Origin of the sequence: Nonomuraea soli (assembly GCF_013761175.1) — a bacterium.
Classification (GTDB): domain Bacteria; phylum Actinomycetota; class Actinomycetes; order Streptosporangiales; family Streptosporangiaceae; genus Nonomuraea; species Nonomuraea soli.
Map to the genome: position 1 here is coordinate 356,811 of NZ_JACDUR010000003.1, position 23,329 is coordinate 380,139.

General features: G+C 69.5%; 24 protein-coding genes. 13 read left to right on the plus strand and 11 right to left on the minus strand.

What is annotated here, in order from left to right; translation table 11 throughout:
- Nucleotides 1-41 precede the first annotated feature (41 nt).
- The 4 genes from HNR30_RS14355 to HNR30_RS14370 all read left to right on the plus strand — a co-directional run bounded on the left by HNR30_RS14355 (nucleotide 42) and on the right by HNR30_RS14370 (nucleotide 3,274).
- Nucleotides 42-1,331 (plus strand): GTP cyclohydrolase IIa, encoded by a 1,290-nt coding sequence (locus HNR30_RS14355; protein ID WP_181610341.1) that lies wholly within the window; start codon nucleotides 42-44, stop codon nucleotides 1,329-1,331.
- A gap of 118 nt (nucleotides 1,332-1,449) precedes the next feature.
- The gene (locus HNR30_RS14360; RefSeq protein ID WP_181610342.1) at nucleotides 1,450-1,905 is read left to right on the plus strand and encodes a MarR family winged helix-turn-helix transcriptional regulator; all 456 of its coding nucleotides are present in this window, start codon (nucleotides 1,450-1,452) and stop codon (nucleotides 1,903-1,905) included.
- A gap of 70 nt (nucleotides 1,906-1,975) precedes the next feature.
- On the plus strand, nucleotides 1,976-2,923 hold the full coding sequence (locus HNR30_RS14365; protein WP_181610343.1) for an EamA family transporter: 948 nt from the start codon (nucleotides 1,976-1,978) through the stop codon (nucleotides 2,921-2,923).
- Nucleotides 2,924-2,932: 9 nt separating this feature from the next.
- Complete coding sequence (locus tag HNR30_RS14370) at nucleotides 2,933-3,274, plus strand: antibiotic biosynthesis monooxygenase family protein (protein ID WP_181610344.1); 342 nt, start codon at nucleotides 2,933-2,935, stop codon at nucleotides 3,272-3,274.
- Here the strand turns inward: HNR30_RS14370 and HNR30_RS14375 are convergent.
- Nucleotides 3,252-4,391, minus strand: a complete 1,140-nt coding sequence (locus tag HNR30_RS14375) for a type III PLP-dependent enzyme (protein ID WP_181610345.1) — start codon at nucleotides 4,389-4,391, stop codon at nucleotides 3,252-3,254. The two genes, HNR30_RS14370 and HNR30_RS14375, sit on opposite strands and share 23 nt — an antisense overlap.
- A gap of 180 nt (nucleotides 4,392-4,571) precedes the next feature.
- Here HNR30_RS14375 and HNR30_RS14380 point away from each other — a divergent pair, with 180 nt between their 5' ends.
- A complete protein-coding gene (locus HNR30_RS14380) occupies nucleotides 4,572-6,032 on the plus strand; it encodes a saccharopine dehydrogenase C-terminal domain-containing protein (protein ID WP_181610346.1) in 1,461 nt (486 codons plus the stop codon).
- A gap of 56 nt (nucleotides 6,033-6,088) precedes the next feature.
- Here HNR30_RS14380 and hisC read toward each other — a convergent pair whose 3' ends face one another.
- Nucleotides 6,089-7,150, minus strand: coding sequence for a histidinol-phosphate transaminase (gene hisC / locus HNR30_RS14385; protein WP_181610347.1), 1,062 nt, complete (start codon nucleotides 7,148-7,150; stop codon nucleotides 6,089-6,091).
- A gap of 23 nt (nucleotides 7,151-7,173) precedes the next feature.
- Here hisC and HNR30_RS14390 point away from each other — a divergent pair, with 23 nt between their 5' ends.
- The gene (locus HNR30_RS14390; protein WP_181610348.1) at nucleotides 7,174-8,349 is read left to right on the plus strand and encodes an MFS transporter; all 1,176 of its coding nucleotides are present in this window, start codon (nucleotides 7,174-7,176) and stop codon (nucleotides 8,347-8,349) included.
- Here HNR30_RS14390 and HNR30_RS14395 read toward each other — a convergent pair.
- The 5 genes from HNR30_RS14395 to HNR30_RS14415 form a co-directional block, all read right to left on the minus strand.
- Nucleotides 8,309-8,989, minus strand: coding sequence for an NUDIX hydrolase (locus HNR30_RS14395; protein WP_181610349.1), 681 nt, complete (start codon nucleotides 8,987-8,989; stop codon nucleotides 8,309-8,311). The two genes, HNR30_RS14390 and HNR30_RS14395, sit on opposite strands and share 41 nt — an antisense overlap.
- A 10-nt stretch (nucleotides 8,990-8,999) precedes the next feature.
- Nucleotides 9,000-10,793, minus strand: coding sequence for a DUF4434 domain-containing protein (locus HNR30_RS14400; protein WP_181610350.1), 1,794 nt, complete (start codon nucleotides 10,791-10,793; stop codon nucleotides 9,000-9,002).
- Between the two features lie 2 nt (nucleotides 10,794-10,795).
- Nucleotides 10,796-11,884, minus strand: coding sequence for a glycosyltransferase (locus HNR30_RS14405; RefSeq protein WP_181610351.1), 1,089 nt, complete (start codon nucleotides 11,882-11,884; stop codon nucleotides 10,796-10,798).
- A gap of 20 nt (nucleotides 11,885-11,904) precedes the next feature.
- Entirely contained in the window at nucleotides 11,905-13,167 is a 1,263-nt protein-coding gene (locus HNR30_RS14410; protein ID WP_181610352.1) for a nucleotide sugar dehydrogenase, read from the minus strand.
- Nucleotides 13,168-13,263: 96 nt separating this feature from the next.
- Nucleotides 13,264-14,865, minus strand: a complete 1,602-nt coding sequence (locus HNR30_RS14415) for a glycosyltransferase family 4 protein (RefSeq protein WP_312894407.1) — start codon at nucleotides 14,863-14,865, stop codon at nucleotides 13,264-13,266.
- A 117-nt stretch (nucleotides 14,866-14,982) separates the two neighbouring features.
- On the opposite strand from HNR30_RS14415, the gene wecB reads away from it, so the two are divergent.
- Nucleotides 14,983-16,113: a non-hydrolyzing UDP-N-acetylglucosamine 2-epimerase gene (gene wecB, locus HNR30_RS14420; protein WP_181610354.1), complete on the plus strand. Its 1,131-nt coding sequence runs from the start codon at nucleotides 14,983-14,985 to the stop codon at nucleotides 16,111-16,113.
- A gap of 76 nt (nucleotides 16,114-16,189) precedes the next feature.
- On the opposite strand, the gene HNR30_RS14425 is transcribed toward wecB, so the two are convergent.
- On the minus strand, nucleotides 16,190-16,690 hold the full coding sequence (locus tag HNR30_RS14425; protein WP_181610355.1) for a winged helix-turn-helix transcriptional regulator: 501 nt from the start codon (nucleotides 16,688-16,690) through the stop codon (nucleotides 16,190-16,192).
- A gap of 76 nt (nucleotides 16,691-16,766) precedes the next feature.
- Here HNR30_RS14425 and HNR30_RS14430 point away from each other — a divergent pair, with 76 nt between their 5' ends.
- Complete coding sequence (locus HNR30_RS14430; RefSeq protein ID WP_181610356.1) at nucleotides 16,767-17,363, plus strand: dihydrofolate reductase family protein; 597 nt, start codon at nucleotides 16,767-16,769, stop codon at nucleotides 17,361-17,363.
- Nucleotides 17,357-18,187: an MBL fold metallo-hydrolase gene (locus HNR30_RS14435; RefSeq protein ID WP_181610357.1), complete on the plus strand. Its 831-nt coding sequence runs from the start codon at nucleotides 17,357-17,359 to the stop codon at nucleotides 18,185-18,187. The genes HNR30_RS14430 and HNR30_RS14435 overlap by 7 nt, the downstream gene beginning before the upstream one ends.
- On the opposite strand, the gene HNR30_RS14440 is transcribed toward HNR30_RS14435, so the two are convergent.
- Both HNR30_RS14440 and HNR30_RS14445 read right to left on the minus strand, forming a co-directional pair.
- Nucleotides 18,165-18,512: a VOC family protein gene (locus HNR30_RS14440; protein ID WP_181610358.1), complete on the minus strand. Its 348-nt coding sequence runs from the start codon at nucleotides 18,510-18,512 to the stop codon at nucleotides 18,165-18,167. The genes HNR30_RS14435 and HNR30_RS14440 overlap by 23 nt on opposite strands.
- Nucleotides 18,513-18,536: 24 nt before the next feature.
- On the minus strand, nucleotides 18,537-18,959 hold the full coding sequence (locus tag HNR30_RS14445) for a hypothetical protein (RefSeq protein ID WP_181610359.1): 423 nt from the start codon (nucleotides 18,957-18,959) through the stop codon (nucleotides 18,537-18,539).
- Between the two features lie 83 nt (nucleotides 18,960-19,042).
- Here HNR30_RS14445 and HNR30_RS14450 point away from each other — a divergent pair, with 83 nt between their 5' ends.
- Entirely contained in the window at nucleotides 19,043-19,723 is a 681-nt protein-coding gene (locus HNR30_RS14450; RefSeq protein WP_181610360.1) for a TetR/AcrR family transcriptional regulator, read from the plus strand.
- Here HNR30_RS14450 and HNR30_RS14455 read toward each other — a convergent pair whose 3' ends face one another.
- Nucleotides 19,724-20,113, minus strand: coding sequence for a nuclear transport factor 2 family protein (locus HNR30_RS14455; RefSeq protein ID WP_181610361.1), 390 nt, complete (start codon nucleotides 20,111-20,113; stop codon nucleotides 19,724-19,726).
- A 69-nt stretch (nucleotides 20,114-20,182) separates the two neighbouring features.
- Between HNR30_RS14455 and HNR30_RS14460 the strand changes: the two genes are divergently transcribed.
- From HNR30_RS14460 to HNR30_RS14470, 3 genes are all read left to right on the plus strand, one after another.
- The gene (locus tag HNR30_RS14460; RefSeq protein WP_181610362.1) at nucleotides 20,183-20,722 is read left to right on the plus strand and encodes a TetR/AcrR family transcriptional regulator; all 540 of its coding nucleotides are present in this window, start codon (nucleotides 20,183-20,185) and stop codon (nucleotides 20,720-20,722) included.
- A 20-nt stretch (nucleotides 20,723-20,742) separates the two neighbouring features.
- The gene (locus tag HNR30_RS14465; protein WP_181610363.1) at nucleotides 20,743-21,105 is read left to right on the plus strand and encodes a hypothetical protein; all 363 of its coding nucleotides are present in this window, start codon (nucleotides 20,743-20,745) and stop codon (nucleotides 21,103-21,105) included.
- A 143-nt stretch (nucleotides 21,106-21,248) separates the two neighbouring features.
- Complete coding sequence (locus tag HNR30_RS14470; RefSeq protein ID WP_181610364.1) at nucleotides 21,249-23,288, plus strand: glycosyltransferase family protein; 2,040 nt, start codon at nucleotides 21,249-21,251, stop codon at nucleotides 23,286-23,288.
- Nucleotides 23,289-23,329: the final 41 nt, after the last annotated feature.

A 23,329-nucleotide genomic window follows, 5' to 3' on the forward strand; every position in this document is an offset into this window, starting at 1 on the left:
AGCGGACCGAAGAGCCTCCCCGAGTGTCACGCCCGGGCGCCATGACACCGGACCTCACCATCGGTGTGGTGGGGCCGCATGACCTCGTCGAGAGGGTCATGCTCATGGGCCACGCAGCCGCGCCCCTGCCGTGTCGTCTGGTGGCTGCTGCCTACCGCGACGAGCAGGAGGCAGCCGACAAGGTCACCCGGCTCGGTCCAGGAGTGGACGCGTGCCTGTTCGCCAGCCCGGTTCCCTACGAGCTGGCTCGACGTTCCGGCGTGCTCACCATGCCGGCGACATACGTGCAGGTGGGCGGGGCAGGGCTGATCGCGGCGTTGGCGAAGGCTGCACTTGACACCCGATTCGACCCCCAGCGGGTCAGCATCGACGTGATCAGCAGGGCAGAGGTTGAGGAGGCGTACACAGATCTGGGCATCTCCGCTACGGATGTCCACAGCCGCGACGAACCCGGCGCCACCGGGACCATCGCGGCCTACCACGAAAGACTGGCCCGTCAAGGGGCCACCACCGGTGCACTCACCTGCCTGCCCTCCGTGGCCGACAGGCTCCAGAGTGCCGGCGTGCCGGCCATCCGGATACGACCCACCTCCGCCGCCGTGCGTACGGCGCTGCACACAGCGGCGCTCCTGGGCGCACACCACCGGCTGGAGGAGTCACAGCTCACCGTCGTTCTCGTGGAGGTCCCCACCCTCCGCGAGCCCGTACGGCGGGCATCACCGCGATACTGGCGCGACGAGCTACGTCTGTCGCTCCACCGGCTGCTGGTCCAGGAAGCCAACCGCATCAACGCGACGGTCTGGCCGATCGACGACCACAGCTACCTGGTGACGGCGACCCGCGGCTCCATCGCCGCGGCCACCGACGGCTTCCGGGTCCTGCCCTTCGCCGCCCGCATCCGCGACGAGCTCGGTCTCGCCGTGGAGGTGGGCGTCGGCATGGGCCGCACCACCCACGACGCCGAATCCCACGCCCGCGCCGCCCTGGCTCGCACCCAGGCGGGAAAGCAGGCCCAGGGGTTCGCCGTCGACCGCGAGGGCCGCGCACTGGTCCCCGCACCCCGGATGCCCCCGGCGGGCTCCACACCCTTGAAGCCGAAGGGCATCGAGGTCCTGGCCAGACTCGCCGCCAAGCTCGAAGGCGGGGACACGGTGGTCGACGCCGAAGGTGCGGGCAAGATGCTGGGGGTCACACCCCGCACTGCCCGGAGGTTGCTGCGCACGTTGGTTGACGAGGGACTCGCGTGGCCGCTGCCTCCTAACCGCACACCTCAGCCAGGCCGTCCACGGCAGCTCTACCGGCTGATCGTCGAGAAGCTCGGACCGCGCTGACGCCCTTCACGGACAGGCCCGCCGTCCCCCTTCCCCTTTCCAGGGACGGCGGGCCGCTCGTCCCTGACGCCCTTAACGAGCGAACAGTTCGTGCTACGAATAATGGTAGGCTGCCCGGATGGGCAAGGACACGGGCGAAAAGCTGGGCGTGGTGAGCGCGCTGGTCCGCTCGGCGTTTCTCGTGAACGCCGTCTACGCCGAGTCAGCCCGCGAGTACGGCCTGACCCCCCAGCAGGGTCAGCTGCTGTGTGTCCTGATGGCCAAGCCCTACCGCATGAGCGAGCTGGGAGCGGTCCTGCGCCTGGCCAAGTCGAGCCTGACCGAGCTGGTCGACCGGAGCTCCCAGCGGGGGCTGGTGCGGCGCGAGCCCGACCCGAACGACGGCAGGGCCGTGCGCGTGACGCTGACCACGCAGGGCGGCAAGCTCGCCGACGCCTTCTACGGCGAGACCGTCAGGCGGATCGAAGGCCTGCCCGCGGGCCTCGGCGACACCGACAGGGAAATGCTCGCGGAGTTGCTGGCGCGCATGGTGATGGACAACGAGGCACCCGTCGTCTTCATGGATCGCAATTAGTTCGCATAGCGAACTGACATCCAAGGGCCGGTAAAGTTCTTGTCGGTGGCGCCCTGTAGGGTCATGAGCCATGCAACAGGACACCACTGACAAGCGCCAGACGATCCTGATCTGGGTGGCGCTCGGGCTGGTCTATGTGGTGTGGGGCTCCACCTACCTCGGCATCAAGCTCGCCATCGAGACGCTGCCCCCGATGCTTCACGGCGCGCTGCGGTTCTCCGCCGCGGCGCTGATCCTCGGTGTGGTCGTGGCGATCCGCAGCCGCGACGCCTTCCGCATGACGGCCAGGGAGTTCCTCGGCGCGGCGATCGTCGGCGTGCTCCTGCTCACCGCGGGCAACGGCATGGTGGCCGTCGCCGAGCAGCACATCTCGACCGGCCTGGCCGCGCTGCTCGTGGCCTCGGTGCCGCTGTGGCTGGTGATCTTCAGGCTGCTGGTCAGGGACCGGCCCAAGCTGGTCACGCTCATCGGCGTGCTGGTGGGCTTCGGCGGCGTGGCCGCGTTGTCGCTCAGCGGCGGGTCCGAGGGCTCCACCGCCGGCATCGTGGTGATCCTGCTCGCGTCGTTCTCGTGGGCGGTGGGATCGTTCCTGTCAGGGCGGATCGCGATGCCCAAGAACCCGTTCGCCGCCAGCACCGTCGAGATGGCGGTGGGCGCGGTGGGCCTGGCGGTGTTCGGCCTGTCGACCGGCGAGCGCCTCGACTTCGCCCAGGTCTCGGCCACCTCGTGGCTGGGCCTGATCTATCTGATCCTGGTGGGCTCGCTGGTCGGGTTCACGTCGTATGTGTGGCTGCTGGGCAACGCGCCCATCTCGCTGGTGTCCACCTACGCCTACGTCAACCCGGTGGTCGCGGTGATCCTGGGCGCGCTGATGTTGTCCGAGCCGGTCACTCCGCAGATCCTCGCGGGCGGCCTGGTGATCGTGGTGGGCGTCGCTCTGGTGATCTCCACGGAACGCCGCTCGAAGCGCCCTGCGCCGTCAGCAAAAGGCCTGGAGCCCACGACCACGCGTCATTAGCATCCGAATATGACGTTACTTACATCTGTGGAGCCGCCCTACTACGCGGTGATCATCACCAGCAAGCTGACGAGCATGGATCCCGAGGGATACGAGGTGATGAACGCCCGGATGGCGGAGCTGGGCCGCAACTGGCCCGGCTACCTCGGACGCGAGTCGGTCACGCGTGCCGACGGCCACGAGCTGACGGTTCTCTACTACCGCGACGAGGAGTCGATCGCGGCATGGAAGGGCGACACCGAGCACCTGGAAGCGCAGCGGCTCGGGCGCGAGCGCTGGTACGAGTACTACGACATCCAGGTGGCACGGGTCGAGCGCGCTTACGGCTTCAGTCGAGATCGAGACAGATGACCGCGGGCGGAGTGAAACCGTTGAAGCAGATCGAGGCGTAGCTGGTGGTGTAGGCGCCCGCGCTGAGGATGTCCACGTGGTCGCCCGCCGTCAGCCCGAGGGGCAGCGTGTACGGCGCACGCTCGAAGAGGATGTCGGCGCTGTCGCAGGTCGGCCCGGCCAGCACCGCGGGCCCCTCGGGGCCGCCGTCGAGCGCGGTCGACACGCGGTAGCGGATCGCCTCCCCTTCGGTCTCGGCCAACCCGCCGAACCGGCCGATGTCGAGATAGATCCACCGATCCTTGCTGCGCTCGTCCGACACCAGGACGATCTCGGTGCGCAGCACACCCGCGTCGGCGACCAGGCAGCGGCCGGGCTCCATCGCCAGCTCGCCGGCGAAGTCAGGCAAGTGGCGGGTGACCGAGGCCAGGATCGCCTCGCCGTACGCGCTCATCGGCGGCTGCTCGCCCTGATAGCGGGCGGGCAGCCCGCCGCCCATGTTGAGCAGGCGCATCGGCAGGCCGCAGTCGGCGAAGGCCTGCGCGGCGGCGGCGATCGGGGCCTCCCAGCTCGTGGGGTCGAGCTGCTGGGAGCCGACGTGGAAGGAGATGCCGACGGGCACCAGGCCCAGGTCGAAGGCCTTCCTCAGCAGCGTGGCGGCCTGCTCGGGCGGGCAGCCGAACTTGCGGCCCAGCGGCCACAGCGCGCCGGCCGAGGTGGCGGCGATCCGGCAGAAGACCTGGGCTCCCGGAGCGTGCTCGGCCAGCTTCTCCAGCTCCTGCGGGCTGTCGAAGACGAACAGGCGCACACCGCGTGAGTACGCGTAGGCGATGTCCCGCGCCTTTTTGGCGGGGTTGCCGTAGGAAAGCGTTTCAGGAGCCGCGCCTGCGGCCAGGCAGAGGTCGATTTCCGCGGTGCTGGCCACGTCGAAAGAAGCGCCCTGGCGGACCAGCAGCTCGACGATTTCGGGCTGCGGGTTGGCTTTCACGGCGTAATAGCACGTCACGCCGGGAAAGGTCCGGGTGAACTCGTTCAGGCGTTCGGCGACGACATGCAGGTCCAGCACGAGGACCGGGGTCGCGGGGGTCTGCTCGGCGAGGTGGGCCCGAGCGCGCTCGAAGCTCTGGAGGGTGGTCACGAGCGATGAGTATGCACACTTTTTCGCGCCCGCGCGTTGACTGAACAGCCATTCAAAATTGACTGGTTAACCATTCAGCGACTGACTGGTTAGCCATTCAGTGAAATACCGATTTTACCCGGCCTGTATTCGTGCTAAATTCGCGGCGGTCTTTTTGTTCCCCCGCTGGAGGCTTTCTTCATGACGACCCCCGCCCGCCGTCTCACCGTCAAGGGCCGGGTGCTGCTCCTCGGCTCCGGCTCGGTCTCGCGTTGCCTCCAGCCGCTGCTGCTGCGCCACCTGGACATGGACTTCACCAAGCTCACGGTGATGGACTTCGAGGACTACGCCGGGCTCATCCCCGACACCCTCGCCGCCGGCGCCACCTACGTGCGTGACCGCATCACCCCGGAGAACATGGCCGAAACGCTGGCCAAGTACGTCGGCGACGGCGACCTGCTGATCAACCTGAGCTGGAACATCGGCACCGAGGACATCATCGACTGGTGCCAGGACCACGGCGTGCGCTACGTCGACACCTCCGTCGAACTCTGGGACCCGTACGCCGACCAGGCCGACACCCCGCCTGTCGAGCGCACCCTCTACCACCGCCACATGGGCCTGCGGAAGAAGGCCAGGTCCTGGCGCCCCGACGGCCCCACCGCGGTCGTCGAACACGGTGCCAACCCCGGCCTGGTCTCCCACTGGACCAAGGTCGCGCTGGAGGACATCGCCAAGCAGCTGCTGAAGCAGGGCGTCGACGAGAGCCGCCGGGCGAAGCTGGAAGGCCTGCTCGACGCCGCCGACTACCCGCACCTGGCCCACGACCTCGGCGTCAAGGTCATCCACATCTCCGAGCGCGACACCCAGATCAGCGACAAGCCCAAGGAAGTCGGCGAGTTCGTCAACACCTGGTCGATCGAGGGCTTCTACGAGGAGGGCGTCGCCCCGGCCGAGATGGGCTGGGGCACCCACGAGCGCACCCTGCCCGCCAACGCCCACACCCACGCCGAGGGCCCGCGCAACCAGATCTGCCTCGCCCAGGCGGGCCACTCCACCTGGGTGCGGAGCTGGGTCCCCGAGGCCGGCTCCATCCACGGCATGGTCGTACGGCACGGCGAGGCCATGACCATCAGCGACTACCTGACCGTGTGGAACGGTGACGAGGCCGTCTACCGTCCCACCGTCCACTACGCCTACCTGCCGACGGACGCCGCCATCGCCTCCTGGCTGGAGTGCCGCATGAACGGCTACCGCCTGCAGGAGCCGCAACGCATCATGACCGACGAGATCGTCAGCGGGCGCGACGAGCTCGGCGTGCTGCTCATGGGCCACGACCTGACCTCGTGGTGGGTCGGCTCGCAGCTCGACATCCACGAGGCCCGGGAGCTGGTGCCCGGCCAGAACGCCACCACGCTGCAGGTGGCCGCCTCGGTGCTGGGCGCCGTCGCCTGGATCCTCGACAACCCCGACGCCGGCCTGTGCACGCCCGAGGACCTGGACCACAAGGTCGTCCTCGACTGGGCCAACCCGTACCTGGGCCCGACGCCGTCGGTGCAGTCGGACTGGACGCCGCTGACCGACAGGTACCAGCCGTTCGAGAAGTTCGTCGCCGAGCCGGGCGAGGACGACGTCTGGCAGTTCGGCACCTTCCTGGTGTGACATTTCACGACAACGGCCCGGCACCTCTCGTGGGCGCCGGGCCGTTGTCGTGCAAGTCAACGTGCGCGGAAGGCCGCGGCGGCCGCCAGGAACGCGTCGTTCTCGGCAGGGGCGCCGATCGAGACACGGGCGCCCTCCCCCGCGAACGGCCGCACGGCGATGCCCTCGGCCGCGCACGCGGCGGCGAAGTCGAGCGTGCGATCGCCCAGCCGCAGCCACACGAAGTTCGCCTCGGTGGGCGGCACCTCCCAGCCCTGCGCGATCAGCGTCTCGCGCACCCTGCTGCGCTCCTTGACCACCAGGTCGACCCGCTCCAGCAGCTCGTCCTCCGCCGCCAGCGAGGCCACCGCGGCGACCTGCGCCAGATGGTTGATCGCGAACGGCACGATGACCTTGCGCACCGCCGCCGCCACCGGCTCGTGGGCGATGAGGTAGCCGACACGCAGGCCCGCCAGGCCGTACGCCTTGGAGAAGGTGCGCAGCACGCAGACGTTCGGCCGGTCGCGGTAGAGCGTGAGACCGTCGACGACCTCCTCGTCACGCACGTACTCGCGGTAGGCCTCGTCGAGCACCACCAGCACGTCCTGCGGCACCCTGTCGAGGAAGGCCACCAGCTTGTCGCGGCGGATCGACGTGCCCGTCGGGTTGTTCGGGTTGCACACGAAGATCATGCGTGTGCGGTCGGTGATCGCCTCCGCCATCGCGTCGAGGTCGTGGTCCTCGCCGTCGAGCGGCACCCGCACCGAGGTCACCCCGGCCAGGTCCGCCAGCAGCGGGTAGGCCTCGAACGAACGCCACGCGTAGATGACCTCCGCGCCCGGCTCGGCGATGGTCGCGAACAACTCCTGGGCCACCGTGACCGAGCCGGCGCCCAGGGCGACGTGCTCGGCGGGCACCTCGAGCTTGGCCGCGATCGCCTCCGTCAGCCTGACCGCCGCGGGGTCCGGATAACGGTTGATCTGCGTCGCCCCCTCGGCGATCGCCTGGACCACCGAGGGCAGCGGGCCGTCGGGCGACTCGTTGGAGGAGAGCTTGAACGACCGGCCGTCGGGACCCACGACGGCCTTCCCGGGAACGTAGCCGGGCATGGTGTCCAGGATGGAGCGGAAACGAGGCATGGGCACACGATATAACTCTCCGGGTGAACCCCGACTTCCGGCGCTTATGGACCGGTTCCGCCATCAGCCAGCTGGGGTCAGCGGTCGGAATGGTCGCCGTTCCCATCATCGCGATCAACCAGGTGCACGCCTCTCCCTTCCAGGTCGCCCTGCTGGGCGTGCTCGCCGCCGGGACCACGGCGGTGCTGGCCTTCCCGGTCGGGCGGGCGATCGAGTTCCGCCGCAAGCGGCCGGTGATGATCGCGACGGACCTGGCCCGCTGCCTGGCGTTGCTGAGCCTGCTGCCGCTGCCCTGGGTGACCTATCCGCACCTGTGTCTCGTGGCGGTGGTCACCGCGACGGGCATCGTCTCCCACGCCGCCGCCTCGCAGTCGCACCTCAAGGCGCTCGTGACCAGAGAGGAGCTGATCGAGGCCAACAGCCGCCTGGAATCCACCCGCTGGCTCAGCATCACCGTCGGGCCCTCGGCCGGCGGCGCCCTGGTCGGGCTCCTCAGCGCCGCCGGCGTGCTGCTCATCGACGCGCTCTCGTTCCTGGCCTCCGTGTTCACCATCCGACGCCTGCGCACCCCTGAGCCAGAACCGCCCGAGCGCGCCGACGGCGGCTCGCGCCGCGAGGAGCTCTTCGCGGGCTGGAGATTCGCCCGCGGGCACCCCGTCCTGATGCCGATGCTCCTCAGCTGGGTGGGCTTCACGGGCGGCAGCGCCATGGCCGGCGGCGTGGCCGCCTACTTCTACCTCAACGACCTCGGCTTCACCGCGTGGCAGTACGGCCTGCTGATGGGGGTGCCGTCGCTCGGCGGCTTCCTGGGGGCCCGGCTGGCCCCTCGCCTCGCCGTACGGCTGGGCCAGGTACGCGCCCTGTGGTGGGCCAGCCAGCTGCGCGGCCCCTGGTACCTCCTCATCGCCCTCGCGGTGCCAGGACCCGTCGGGCTGGCGATGTGCGGCGTCGGATTCGGCATGGTGCTGCTCTTCGCCGGCGCCGCCAACTCCACGATGACCGCCTACCGCCAGGCCTGCACGCCCCAGGAGCTGATGTCGCGGGTGACCACGCTGTGGGCCTTCGCCACGACCGTGTCGCAGCCGCTCTTCATGGTGCTCGGCGGCCTGCTGGCCACCTGGTTCGACAGCAGGACCACGCTCCTGGTGGCCACGGTCGTCATGTGCTCGGCTGCCCTGAGGCTGCCGCGCGCAGCATAGGAGGATGCAGCGCCTCGACGGGGCCACGGCGATACAGCTTGGCCGGACGGCCCCCGTCGCGGGTCGTGGCCGAACCCGTCTCGATGAGGAAACCCTCGGCCTTGGTGACCTTGCGGTGGAAGTTACGGGGGTCGAGCTGGCGCCCCCACACGATCTCGTAGACCCGCCGCAGCTCGGCCACGGTGAACTCGGGCGGGCAGAAAGCGGCGCCCAGCGGGGTGTACTCCAGCTTCGCCCTGGCCCGCTCGATGCCGTCGAGCATGATGCGCCGGTGGTCGAAAGCCATCGCGGTCAGGTCGTCGACCGGCACCCACGCCATGTGCGCCTGCTCGGAAGCCGGCAGATCGGGCGCCAGCCCCAGATAGGCCACGCTCACCACCCGCTGGCGGGGGTCACGGTCGGGGTAGCCGTAGGTCTGCAGCTGCTCCAGGTGCACCGGAGCGCCAGGGAGCCCGGCCCGCTCGGCCAGGATCCGGCGGGCGGCATCGGGCAGGTCCTCGTCGAGCTGGATGAAGCCGCCGGACAACGACCAGCGCCGGAGGTAGGGCGGGTTGTCGCGACGCCACACCAGGGCACTCAGGGCATTGCACCGCACCGTGAGCACGACGAGGTCCACGCTGACCGGAATCCTGGGGACCATGCCAGGCACGTTACTGGATGCGGACGTGCAGAGGCTCCGATGCCTGTTTGCCGTTCATCGTGCCGACGCCGATCCGCACCCACGAGCCCTTGGGCACCTGGCGCCAGTCGAACGGCACCCACGTCTCCATCACGCCCTCGCCCTGGTCCTCCAGGGCCTCCACGGCCTCGATGATGGGCAGCGTCGCCTCGCCGCCCTCCCAGGTCACGGTGATGACGCCGCCGCTCTCCAGCTCGTAGCCGCGCAGGCGCACGCCGTCCGCGCCGTTGTCGGGCGAGCGGATGGCGTCGACGGCGATCGGCCGGTCGGCGTCCGACAGCAGTTCGTCCTGGAGCGACGGGCTGCCGCAGGTGTAGAAGTCGCTCCACATGTAGGAGACGACCTTCTGCACGTAGCGCCCGGTCATGGCGACGGCCTGGTCCAGGCGTTCCTTGGTGGTCTTGCCGCGGGTGCCCTGGGCGGCGCAGGGTTCGGTGCCCGACGGCTCGAACGCCTCCACGTTGGCCCACAGCTCCACGTCGTCGCCCTGCTCGATGAGCTGGTCGCGGACGTCGGCCATGGCGCGGAAGTACTCGCGGGTCGAGCCTCGGTAGGCGGTGCCGAAGGTGGCGTCGCCGACCACCGGCTTGAGGCTGGCGTCGACCGGGTCGTCTCGCTCGTCGGGCCAGTAGAGCGCGCCCTTGCCGGTGCCGCGGCCGTCCTGGGGCACGATGATGCCCACGCCCGTCGCGGCCAGGGCCCTGAATCCGGCCGCGACCTGGGCGGGGCTCTGGCCGTGGTCGACGCGCTTGCGGGCGTCGATGTACGGGGAGATCAGGATCTGCTTGTCGGCCGACAGCTCCTGCTGCACGAGCAGGTGCTGCTCCCTGAAGACGTCGAGCGTCGGGTTGCTCTCCAGCGCGGCCGTCATCTGCACCTCGAACGGCTGGTAGACGCCGCCGAGCGCGATGTTGTCCTTGAAGCGCGCGCCGTAGTCCTGCAGGATGCGCCGGGTCAGCGTGGTCAGGGCGTTGAGGTGTTCGGGGTCGGCGCGGATGGGCCGGTCCGGGTCGCGCGGGGCCAGGGGCAGGGCGGGGAAGACCTGCACGCCGAACTGCTCGCCGAGCGCCAGCAGCTGTTCGAGGCTGTCGGTCTTGGAGGCGGCGATCAGGATGACGTCGTAGTCCTGGGCCTCGGTGAAGTCGCAGGTGGCCGAGTCGGAGCCGTCGGAGGGGGCCACGAGGCGGAAGTAGGCCCGCTTGCCCTCGCCGGGGATGACGCGTTCCATCTGCGGGCAGCGGAAGATCGAGGGGCCGAACGACTCGTCGGTGCGGTAGGCGTAGACATGCTTGATGCGGTTGCCGGGGTTCGCCTGCTTCAGCTCGTCCTGGGCGGCCTGGAGGCAGGTGCGCCCGTTCTCCTGGCAACCCTCGAACATCGGGTCGACCTCGCCGTTCTTCAGCAGCAGGCCGTCCTTGATGGCACGGTGCTGCATGCCGTACCCGATCCTGATCACCGTGTCGCCGCCCACCAGGTGGATGTCCTCCATCTGGTGGCGCCACGTGCAGGGGTTGGTCGACGGGGTGATCCAGTAGCCGGTGATCGCGTAGCGGACCTTCTCAGTGGTCTTGAAGGTGCCGCACTCGTCGCGGATCTCGGTCGTGGTCGGCGAGGGCATCGCCGTGGGCTTCGCGGACGAGGACGGCGTGGCCGTGCTCTTCTCGCTGACCTTGACCGGCGGTTTCTCGGCGCCGGGCAGGACCATCACCACGGCGGCGACCGCGGCGATGATGGCCGCGCCGAGCAGCCCGATGAGCCAGCGCACCGCTACTTCAGCACCCCGGCCCAGGTCTCGAGCTGGGCGACGAACCGGCGCGCCGAGTTCGGCCAGTGGTGGTTGGCCCTGGCCGAGGAGTAGCCGCGCGCGCCCTGCGCCTTGCGCTCGCGCTCGTCGTCACGCAGGGTCAGTACGGCCTGGGCCACGGCCTTCGGGTCCTGCCACGGCACGACCACGCCGCTGTCGTAGCGCTCCACGAGCTCGACGGCCCGCGGCGAGGGGGTCGTGATGACGGGGATGCCGTGCGCCATGTACTCCACGATCTTGGTCGGCATCGAGTGCCGGTAGTTGGGCTCGTCGTGCAGCAGCGACAGGCCCGCCAGGGCGCCGTCGAGCCGCTTGAGCGCCTCGTCGTTGGGCATGAAGTCGCGCCACTCCAGCAGGCCGTCCTGGACCGCCTGGTTGAGCATCGGGCGCGACTGCGGGTCGGCGTAGCCGATCAGCTCCACGGAGATCTTGTACGGCTGCAGCAGCCTGGCCACCTCGACCGCCTCCTGGACCCCACGGGCCCAGGACATCCAGCCCAGGTAGACCACCCGGTCGTCTCCGGGAGGGGTGACGGAGTCGGGCACCCAGGTCTCGTTGGGCACGATCAGGTGGGCTTCCTTGAAGCGCCCCGCGTAGGCCGTCTCGGCCAGCAGCAGGTGCAGCTTCCGCTCCGCCGTACTCTCCAGCATGCGCACCAGGGCGCGGACGGGAGGCCGCAACATCGCGGGCAGCCACGGCTTCAGCGACATCGCGGCCGGGTTGTCCTCGTGCACGTCCCAGATGGTCGGCGGACGGTTGCGCACGCCCCAGACCGCGAACAGCAGCTCGGGGTCGTGGATGAGCACCAGGTCGACCTTGTTGCGCATCTGCTTGAACAGCTTGCGCGCGGCCATGACCGCCGACAGGCGCTTGCGCTCGGCGGCCCGCGGCAGGTCCACCCCGGTCACCCAGGGTCGCGGAACCACACCGCGGGCGGTGTACGGCGCGGCGTACGTGACTTCATGACCGGCATCGACGAGCGCACGGATCTGCCGATGCAGGATCCGGGCGTCCTCGGGGTGATGCACCACCGTCATGACGAGCACGTGCACTGAGCGCAGCCCTCCTGTCGCTAGAGCCGCTCGATGCGTTCACCCTCGGTGAGCACACCGCGGGTGTCGAGCACGAGCCGGGCCTTGGACTCGATGAGGTCGAGGTCGAAGGCGGCGTGCTGCTGCAGGAGCAGCGTCACGTCCGCGTCTTCCACGGCCTCGGCGAGATCCTCCTGACGCGGCACCTGGGCGCCGTCGACCTTCCACTCCCTGACGTGAGGATCGACGAAGCTGAGCTCGGCGCCCAGCTCCAGCAGCGCGCGGGCCACCGGCAGGGCCGGGGTCTCGCGCTCGTCGGCGATGTCGGGCTTGTAGGTCACGCCCAGCAGGACGACCTTCGCACCGTTCACGGCCTTCTTGTGGCGGTTGAGCAGGCGCTGTACGCGGTTGACCACGTACGACGGCATGCGCTCGTTGATCTCCTGCGCCAGCTCCACGAAGCGGAAGGGGTAGCCGAGCTTGCGCACGGTGTAGGAGAGGTACGACGGGTCGACGGGGATGCAGTGCCCGCCGACGCCCGGTCCCGGCAGGAACTTCTGGAAGCCGAACGGCTTGGTCGCCGCGGCCTCGATCGACTCCCACAGGTTGATGCCGAGCTCGTCGCAGAAGATCGCCATCTCGTTGACGAGGGCGATGTTGACGTGCCGGTAGGTGTTCTCCAGGAGCTTGGCCATCTCCGCCTCGCGGGTGCCGCTCACCGGGACGACCTGCTCGACCAGCTGCGCGTAGAACTCCGACGCCCGGTCGCGGCAGGCGGAGGTGAAGCCGCCGACGACCTTGGGGGTGTTGCGCAGGCCGAACTTGGGGTTGCCCGGGTCGATGCGCTCGGGCGAGAAGGCCAGGTGGAAGTCGGCGCCGGCGGTCAGGCCGCCGCTCTCCAGGATCGGGCGGGCCACCTCGTCGGTGGTGCCCGGCCAGGTGGTGGACTCCAGCACGACCAGGGTGCCCTTGGTGAGGTTGCGCGCCACGGCGCCGGTGGCGCCTTCCACGGCGGACAGGTCCGGGCGGTGGTCCTCGTCGAGCGGGGTCGGGACGCAGATCACGATCGTCGCGCTCGTGGCGAGCACGGTCTCGTCGAGCGTCGCGCTGAACCCGTTGGCCAGCATGTGCTCGAGGTCCGCGTCGGTCAGGTCGTCGATGTAGGAGCGTCCGGAGTTGAGCGCGTCGATCTTGCGCGGGTCGACGTCGTAGCCGACGACGCGCAGCCCAGCGGCCACTGCCTCCTTGGCGAGGGGCATGCCGACGTAGCCCAGTCCGATGACGGCCAGGTCGAAATCTGTCACGACATCGCCTTAGAACACTTCATGGTCGCAAAGGTTATCTCAAGTCCACCTAGCTCACGCCTAATGCTAAGGAAACCGTCAGATGCGACAGGGTGATCAAATGGCAAGCGACTCATACAGACCCCGGTATGTCTCAGCAACACGTCCCCAAGTGCGCTTGGCGGCCACTTCCGCCTTGCCCGCCTGACCCATCTCGGCCCGGCGCGCCGGGTCCTCACGCAGCTCGGCGAGCGCCTTGGCGAGCTCGGCCGGGTCGCCCGGCCTGACCAGCGCACCCGCCCCGTCCGAGCCCACGAGCTCGCTCAGAGCGGGCAGATCGCTGAGCACGACGGGCTTGCCGAGCGCCATCGCCTCGACGGGTTTCAATGGCGTAACGAGTCGGCAAACCCGCAGGTCCTCGCGGGGGCAGGCGAAGATGTCGATCGCCGCCTGCGCCTGCAGGGCCTCCTCGGGACCCACCCGTCCTGGCAGGAGGGCGTCCAGCTTCAGTTCGTTCACTATCGCGAGCAGGTTCTCCCGCTCGGCCCCGTCGCCCACGATCAGGACCTTGATCGGCGTGCCCTGGTCGCGCAGCAGCGCCGCCGCGTGCAGCAAGGTCGCGAAGCCCTCGTAGGCGACGATGCTCGACACGGAACCCACGACGATGTCGGTGGGAACGATCCCCATCTGGCGGCGGAACGCCTCGCCGTCGTACTCCGCCGTCAGCAGCGAGTCGTCCACCGCGTTCGGCGCCAGGTAGATCTTCTCGCGCGGGACGCCGCGCTCCACGATCTCCACGGCCATCGTCTCGGCCAGCGTGACCACGGCGTCCGCCTCGCGCATGAGGAACGCCTCACGCTCGCGCTGCAGCACGTGCCGCTCGCTGCCGACCCGGTCGGGATCGCGCGAGGCCCAGGTCTCCTCCAGGAAGCCGCGCACCTCGTAGACGAACGGCGTGCCCGTCCTGTCGCGTACGGCATGCGCCACCGAACCGTTACGGTGGTCGGTGGCCGCGTGCAGCACCTGCGGCCTGAGGGAGGTGACCAGCCTGGTGACGTCCTCGGCACCCCTGATGATGCGCCCGCGCATCTCGAACGGCACGTCGCCGCCGCCCGGCAGCAGACGGTGGTACGGGATGCCGTCGATCTCCTCGAACGGCTCGGCCATCGCGTGGCCCTGCATCATCGGCCAGCCCCAGCTGGTCACCACGTGCGGGTCCAGGCCCTTGGCCTTCTGCGAGGTCACGATCCTGTGCGTGCGCACGGTGTAACCGGCCTGCGTGTACGGCAGAGCGTTGGTCACCAGGTGAAGCACCCGGCCCTTGACCCTGTCGGACACGGCGACCTTCGGGCCCGGCGGAATCGGGTCAGGGCTGATCGCGGCCAGCTCGCCCCGGTAGTACTGGGCCCGGCGCTTGACGAACGGGTACTTGGCGTGGGGGTCGAGCACCTTGGCCGCCTCGGTCACGCGGCCCTTCTCCCACAGGTCCTTCGCCTCGTTCCAGGGCGCCTGGATCATGCGCATGCCGACCTTGCGCACCAGCCTGCGCGCCCCACGGGCGGCGGGCCAGGCGACCTTGCCCACGATGGGACGCAGTCTCGGCGGAAGGGCGTCGGCGGCCGCCTGGGCCACCCGCAACGGATCGGACTTGACCTTCGCGACGACGACGCGAGAGACGATCACCGGATGCTGGAAGAAGCCCTTGACGAGCCCGCCCACGCCTGCCTTCGCCGACTTGGCAGAAATTGGACGTCTTGGGTCGGATACCACGTCGGTGACCGTACCATAGGCAACGATTTGCCCCCCTCCGCTCGACAAATCTGAAAGGCGAGGTAGATGAGGGAAAACCCCCTGGTCCTGCACGTGCTGGGTGCCCGGCCGAACTTCCCGAAGGCCGCCCCGGTGGTCCGCGCACTGGACTCTCTGGGGGTCCGACAGGGCATCATCCACACCGGCCAGCACTACGACGCGCTGATGTCCGACGTGTTCTTCGCCGACCTCGGCCTGCCCGAGCCCATCGCCAACCTCGGCGTCGGATCCGGCACCCACGCCCAGCAGACCGCCGCCCTCCTCATCGGCCTCGAAGGCGTCGTCCTGGAGCACACGCCCGACCTCGTCGTCGTCTACGGCGACGTCAACTCCACCCTCGCCGCCATCCTCGTCTGCGCCAAGCTCGGCATCCCGACCGCCCACGTCGAGGCAGGACTGCGTTCCTTCGACCGGACCATGCCGGAAGAGGTCAACCGCATCGTCACCGACTCGCTGTCGGAGCTGCTCTTCGCCACCTCGCCCGATGCCCTGTCCTACCTGGCGTCCGAGGGCATCGACCCGCGCAAGGTCCACCTTGTGGGCAACCCCATGATCGACAGCCTCTTCGGCGCGCTGCCCGCGCTCGACCCGTCACCGGTCGTCAAGCGCCTCGGCCTCCCGCCGCGCTACGCCGTCGCCACCCTGCACCGTCCGGCCAACGTCGACTCGCCCGAGGCCGCCCGCGAACTCGTGGACGCGGTGCTGGAGGTGTCGGAGCAGATCCCGCTCGTGATCCCGATCCACCCGCGCGGCCGCACCCGCCTCGCCGAGGCCGGCCTCGTCACCTCGCCGTCGGTCTACGTGATCGACCCGCTGGGGTACGTGGACTTCCTGTCGCTCGTACGCGGGGCCGCGCTCGTGGTGACCGACTCCGGCGGCGTCCAGGAGGAGACCACGGTGCTCGGGGTGCCGTGCCTCACCGTACGGCCCAACACCGAGCGGCCGATCACCGTGTCGCACGGGACCAACCGGCTGGTCACCCCGGCCCTGCTTCCGGCTGCGGCCTCCAAGGTGCTGTCGGACGGGGCGGCCATCCCGGCCGAGGAGCTGCCGGTGATGTGGGACGGACAGGCCGGGCCGCGCATCGCCCGCGTCATCGCGTCGTGGCTGCACGGCGACAACCTCGCCCCTGCGGCCCACAACCGGGTGACGCCTTAAGCGATCTTCCGTACGCGCCCCCGGTCCTGCTCGGGCTGGGGGCTTCTCACTGTGGCCGCGGCGCGGCGCGCCTACCTCACTTCGCGTCCCCCTGTTCCGCCGCCGCCGCCGCGTAGGCCGCGTTCAGGCGCTCGAACGCTCCTGGCCCGTCGTGCGCCTTCGATGTGGCCCCCAGGTGGCGCACCCGCAGCTCGTCCATCAGCTCCTCCACGAACCCCGCCCCCTCGGCCCGCATGACCTCCTGCCGAACCCTCAGCTCAGCGCTTCCCTGGCGCCAGTCGAGCCCCCAGTTCCCCAGGGCGTAGATGATCGGCAGCGTCTGGATCCCCGCCTCCGTCAGGCTGTAGCGCGCGCGTTGACCTCGTACGGCGGTGCCGCGGGTGAGGATGCCCGCCTCGACGAGCCGTACGAGACGGTCGGCGAGGATGTTCGAGGCGATCCCCTCCAGCGACCCCGTGAGCAGCGCCCGGAAGTAGCGCCGGTCTCCGAAGATGACGTCGCGCAGCACGAGCAGCGACCAGCGGTCCCCGAGCACCTCGACGGCGGCGTTGATCGGGCACCCCGACCGTGGTTCCACGACCCCTCCTTGACACGGTTTTCGCCCTCACTATAGTGATTGCAAAACGCAATCACTAGTCGAGAAGAGGGACTGGATGGGCCGCTTCGTCTATTCGATGCAGGTCTCCCTCGACCTGCGGATCGAGCAGGTGCCCGGCGACAACGGCGCCGGCGAGTGGCTGCGCCTCGGGGAGGAGCTGCACCGCGCGGCCAACGCGATGACGCGGGCGCTCACGCTCATGGTCCACGGCCGCGTGTACTACGAGGTCATGGAGGAGTTCTGGCCACGGGCTCACGAGGACATGTCGGTGCCCGGCTACATGCGTGAGTACGGCGAGATCTGGACCGCCAAGCCCAAGGTGCTCGTGTCCCGCACCCGCAACAGCGCCGATCACAACACCACGGTCATCGGCGGCGACGACGCGATCGAGCGGCTCGCCGCCCTGCGCGCGGAAACCGGCGGCGACATCAGCGTGGGCGGCGCGGGGCTCGCGACGCAGTTGCTGAGGGCGGGCCTGCTCGACGAGCTGCTGCTGTTCACCCATCCCGCGATCCTCGGCTTCGGCAGGCCGCTGTTCGACGACTACGACGTACCGATCGATCTCGACCTGCTGGAGCAGCGGTCGTTCCCCCAGGGGGTCACGATGCATCGTTACGCCGTCCAGGACGCGAAGGAGGCAGGCCCGTGCTGAACCAGGTCGCGGAGGGGGTCTACACCCACCAGAGCGAGTTGCTGCAGAACAACACCGTCGTCGTGCGGGGCCGTAAAGGGGTGTTGCTGGTCGATCCCGGGATCACGGAAGGCGAGATGCTCTCCGTCGCGGACGGCCTTCGCCGGCTGGGCCAGCCCGTGGTGGCGGGCTTCGCCACGCATCCCGACTGGGACCACGCGCTCTGGCACGCAGAGTACGGCAGGCCGCCCCGGTACGGCACCGCCCGCTGCGCGGCCTACCTTGAGGAACTGCTGTCGCACGCCGACTGGAAGGCCCGCTTCGTCGAGGGGCTGCCGCCGGAGATCGCCGACGAGACGCCTGCCGACCTGTTCGGCCTCATCACCGGCCTTCCTGAGGGCACCGCTTACCTTCCCTGGGACGGCCCCCGAGTCCGGGTCATGGAGCACCAGGCCCATGCTCCCGGCCACGCGGCGCTGCTGGTCGAGGAGAGCAGGGTGCTCGTGGTCGGCGACATGCTGTCCGACGTCTTCGTCCCGATGCTCGACACCGACACCGCCGACCCGATCGGCGACTACCTCGCCACGCTGCGCCTGTTCGAGGAGGTGGCGGTCGAGGTCGACGTCTTCGTCCCGGGCCACGGATCGCCGGGCGGAGCCGATCGGCTGCGCGCGCAGATCGAGCTGGACCGGGCGTACCTGCTGGCCCTGCGCGAGGGCGTCACCCCCGACGATCCCCGGATCGGCCCGGCGGCCAGGCCGGGCTGGGAGTGGGTCACCGACATCCACGACGGGCAGGCCAGGACCCTCGCCGGCAAGGGCCTCATCGATGGCCCAGCACGTTGACGACCCGGCCGTTGGGGTCGCGCACGAAGAACCGCCGTACGCCCCACTCCTCGTCCTGCAGGGGATGCACGATCTCGGCCCCGCTCTCCTGAACGGCGGCGTACGCCGCGTCGACGTCGTCGACCTCGACGCTCAGGTCGGGCGCGACGGGCGCGGTCTTGTCCTGGGCCATGAAGCTGACCTGCGCGTGCGGCGCGGACGGGGAGGCGAGCGTCATGATCCAGCCGTGGTTCATGACCTCCTCGAACCCCAGGAGCCCGTAGAACTCCCGGCTCTCCTGCACGTCACTCGTCTGCACGTTCGGCACGACCCGGCGAACGACCATCGCAAACCCCCCGGCGGATGACAACTAGGCCTGCACCCGATTCTCCTTCGAGAACCACCCCACCCAGGCCAGCCACAGCCCCACGGCCGCGAGCAGCGCGAAGCCGATCCTGGCCACGGCCTGCGCCGTGGAGCTCAGGCTGACCGCCTGAACGGTCTGTTCCACCATCGACGTGCTGGCGATCAGCGCCAGCCCGCGCAGGGCGACGAACCACCCGAACAGCGACACCGTGATCGCCGCGGCGCCGCGCCAGTGCCGGTGACCGCCGATGATCACGAGCCCTCCGGCGAGCATGACGGCGCCCAGCGTCCACACCAGGGCCGGGCTCGCGAACAGGTCGCCGATCACGGCGGTCATGTCGGGCAGCCGGATGGCGATGGTGGTGGTGAAGACGGCGACGTAGGGCCCGATGACGCGGGCGAAGACTTTGGTGCGTTGCGGAGTCATGTCCCTGCCTCCATTTATAAACCGCTGGTCGGTTTATTTATACGCTACGCTTGGCCCCAGGACGCGTCAACGGGAGGTCGGCGATGGCAAGGCGAGTCAAGCCGGAGGAGTACGCCGCCCGCCGTACGCAGATCCTGGCCACGGCCCTCGTGCTGATCCGCGAGAAGGGCTACCAGGAGATGACGATCTCCGACATCCTGACCGCCCTCGACATCTCCAAGGGCGCCTTCTACCACTACTTCGACTCCAAGCACGCGCTGCTCGACGGCATCGTCGACACGATGGGCACCGACGCGCTCACGGCGCTGCGCGAGGCCGTCGACGCCCCGGCGGCCGACGCGATGACGAGGCTGCGCGGCTACCTGCTGTCCGCCGTGGGATGGAAGGCCGCCCACGCCGACGAGCTGGCCACGATCGCGCGCATGTGGAGGAACGAGAACAACGCGGTGCTCAAGCAGCGCATCGCCGAGCAGGCGGTGCGGGGGCAGGCGCCGCTGCTCGCCACGATCATCCGGCAGGGGGCGGGTGACGGCGTGTTCGCGGTCACCCACCCCGACGAGGCCGCCACGATCATCGCGGGCATGGGCCTGAACCTCGGCGACGACCTGATCGCCGCCTTCACCGCCCCGGTGGACCGGACGGCGGCGGCGCATCGCCTGGTCTGGGCGCACCTGGAGGCTCTCGAGCGCATCCTCGGCGCTCCGGCGGGCTCGCTGACCGGGCTGACTCAGCAGATCGTCGGAGCGATGGCATTCGACCTCTGATCACGCCGCCTGGCGGATCCGGGTGACGGCGGTCGCGTCCATGTAGTCGCGGTTGTGCACGATCAGCCCGTCCCTGACCCGCAGGACCAGCAGGCCGGGCACGGAGAGGACCTGGCCGGCGACGGTGCCGACGACGGTGTGCTCGGAGACGAAGACCTCCGGGTCGAGCCCGCGGTGGACGACGACGTCGCGGACGTCGGTGACGTCGAACGGCGACGCTCCCCAGGTGGCGGTGTAGGCGGCCCGGATCTGCTCGCGCCCGTGGAGGGCCTCCGGCATGCCGTCCATGCGGAACGGGAACTCGTGCACCGCGTCCTCGGCGTAGAGCTCGGCGAGCTCGTCGGCCGACTTGTGCCGCATCGCGTCGTAGTAGCCGCGGATGACGTCCATGAGGGAACCTCTTTCACTCAACACACGTTGATTCAACGAGTGTAGAGCGAATGCCGGTAGAGTCAACGGGTGAGCCCCACCCGCGCGGAGCGCCGAGCCGCCAGCGAGCAGCGCATCCTCGAAGCCGCCCGCCTGCTGTTCGCCGAGCGGGGATTCGAGCGGACCACGATCAGAGCCGTCGCCACGGCCGCCCAGGTCGATCCGGCGCTGGTCATGCAGCGCTTCGGCAGCAAGCAGGAGCTCTTCACCCGGGCGGTCGAGCACACGACGGCGCAGACCCCGCAGGAGGACGACCCGGTCGAGCACGTCCTGGGCACGCTGGGCTGGAAACTGGGCGAGCTGCCGCCGGAGTCGCTGGCGATGCTGCGCTCGATGCTCACCCACCCGGAGGCCGCCTCGACGGCACGCGCGGCGCTCGCGGGCCAGATCGAGCGCATCGGCTCGTCCCTCGGCGGCGACGACGCATCCCTGCGGGCCGCGCTGATGACCGTGATCATGCTGGGCGTGACGGTCGGCCACCAGCTCCTGGAGCTGGAGGAGCTGCGCGACGTGCCTCCGGAGGAGATCGCACGCCTGCTCCGGCCCTGCCTGCAGGAACTGGCCCGATGACAAGGTGAGGAGACACGACAGTGGCACAGGTACTGGTGATCGGCCTTGACCCCGCCACGTTCACGGACTGGGACCCCGAACCCGTCCACGCCGCGATAGCACGCGGCCGGGCCCGGTTCGAGGAGCACGGCATCGACGCCGCCTACTGCCTCGTGGACGTCGGCCAGGAGCCCGAGGCGGCGATCACCGAGGCGCTGGAGCGCGGCCCCTACGCGTGCGTCGTCATCGGGGGCGGCATCCGCAAGCACGATCCGTATCTCGAGTTCTTCGAGCGGGTCGTCAACCTGGTCAGGCGGCACGCCCCCGACGCGGCGATCGCCTTTAACAGCACCCCGGACGACCCGGCCGACGCCGCCTTGCGATGGCTGCGGCCGCGTTCCTGACGCTCACCCCCACGCGCCCACGAGCTCGTCAGGGCCGACGTGCCGTGCAAACATCCACGTCCGGCCACTTCACCGCTGCGATAGCCGTACCATGACAAATCGACCCCCCGATCCGGACACCGCAGCGCGATAAGGCGAGCACCATGGCCGAGACCCCCGAAGCAGAGCCCACCTTCCAGCGCCTGGGCCCCATCAACTGGCTCCCAGAAGAGCGCAAGCTGGTCGAGCGGTACGAGGCCGAGGTAGCCGAGCTCAAGCGCCGCCTGGAGATCGCCGAGGCCAAGGCCGAGTACGCCGGCTGGAAGCTCGAGGCGACCCAGGCCAAGCGGGCCTTCAAGCTCGGCGAGGCCATCGCGGCCAAGAGCCCGGGCAAGGTGCTCAAGGCCGCCAAGGCCAAGGGCAAGGCGCCCAAGGCGCCGCGGACGGTCGCCGAGGTGGCCGAGGAGCTCAGGCAGCAGGGGCCGGCCGTCGAGGTGCCTCCGGCGAAGTGGCCGACCGGGCCGATCAACCGTCCCGACCTGAAGGTCGCGGTCATCCTCGACGACTTCTCGCGCATGGCCTTCCGCTACGAGTGGGACCAGATCGAGTTCGGGCTCAAGGACTGGCCGGAGATCTTCGCCGAGAAGCGGCCCGACCTGCTGTTCTGCGAGTCGGCATGGCACGGCAACCAGGGCCGCTGGCGCTACCAGATGACGGGCACCAACGCTCCCAAGGAGCCGCTGCGCGAGCTGGTCGCCTGGTGCAAGGAGCAGGGCATCCCGACGGTCTTCTGGAACAAGGAGGACCCGCCCAACTTCGACTTCTTCATCGACACGGCGAAGCTGTTCGACTACGTGTTCACCTGCGACGGTGACATGATCCCGAAATATCGGGAAGTGCTGGGACACGATCGGGTCGACGTGCTCCAGTTCGCGGCGCAGCCGCGCGTGCACAACCCGGTGCAGCAGAAGCAGGGCCGCCTGCACGACGTGGTGTTCGCGGGCATGTACTTCCGCGACAAGCACCCCGAGCGCCGCGAGCAGATGGAGACGGTCATCGACCCCGTCCGCGAGCTCGGCCTGCACATCTTCGCCCGCAACGACAGCGTCGACGACAAGTACGCCTGGCCGGAGAAGTACCGCCCGCACATCGTGGGCGAGCTGCCCTATGACCAGATGCTGGCCGCCTACCGCATGTACAAGGTCTTCCTGAACGTCAACAGCGTGCTCGACTCGCCGACCATGTGCGCGCGGCGCGTGTTCGAGCTCAGCGCCTGCGCCACCCCGGTGGTCAGCGGCTGGTCACGGGCGATCGAGGAGACCTTCGGCGACCTCGTCCCGATCGCCAGGGAGCCGATCGAGTCGTACAACCAGGTCCTCCACCTGATCAACTCGCCGGAGCTGCGTGCCCGCATGGGCCACCTGGCGATGCGCGAGGTCTTCGACAAGCACCTGTTCTCGCACCGCGTGGACCAGGTGCTGCGCCTGCTCGGGCAGCGGCCGCAGACCCGCTCCAGGAGCATCTCGGTCGTGCTGCCCACCAACCGCGCGGGCCAGATCGAGCACGCCATCGGCTCAGTGGCCAAGCAGATCCACAAGCCCGTCCAGCTGGTGATGGTCCTGCACGGCCTGGACATCGACCCCGTGGTCGTCGGCGACAAGGCCAGGGCCGCGGGAATCAGCGACGTCGTCGTGCTCCCCGCGCCGGCCGACTGGTCGCTGGGCGCCTGCCTCAACCACGGCATCGCGCACGCCGACGGCGAGCTGATCGCCAAGATGGACGACGACAACCTGTACGGCGAGCACTACCTGTCGGACCTGGTGCGCTCGTTCGACTACACCGACGCCGAGCTGGTCGGCAAGGGCGCCCACTACGCCTACTTCGAGGGGCTCAACACCACGATGTTCCGCCTTCCCGGGCTGGAGCACCGCTACTCGTGGCTGGTGCAGGGCGGCACCTTCCTGGGCAAGCGCGACCTGTTCCGCAGCTACCCGTTCCCCGACCTCACCAGGGGCGAGGACACGACGCTGGTCAGGAAGCTCAGGGAAGAGGGCGTCAAGATCTACTCGTCGGACCGGTTCAACTTCGTCTACTGGCGCAGTGCCGACGCCTCGATGCACACGTGGCAGGCCGACCACATCAAGCTGACCCGCAACGCGCAGTTCTCCTTCGTCGGCCACCCCGCCGACCACGTGCTGATCTAGATCCCGTACGGCATGACCCGCCGTAACGCCGGGGTGACCCG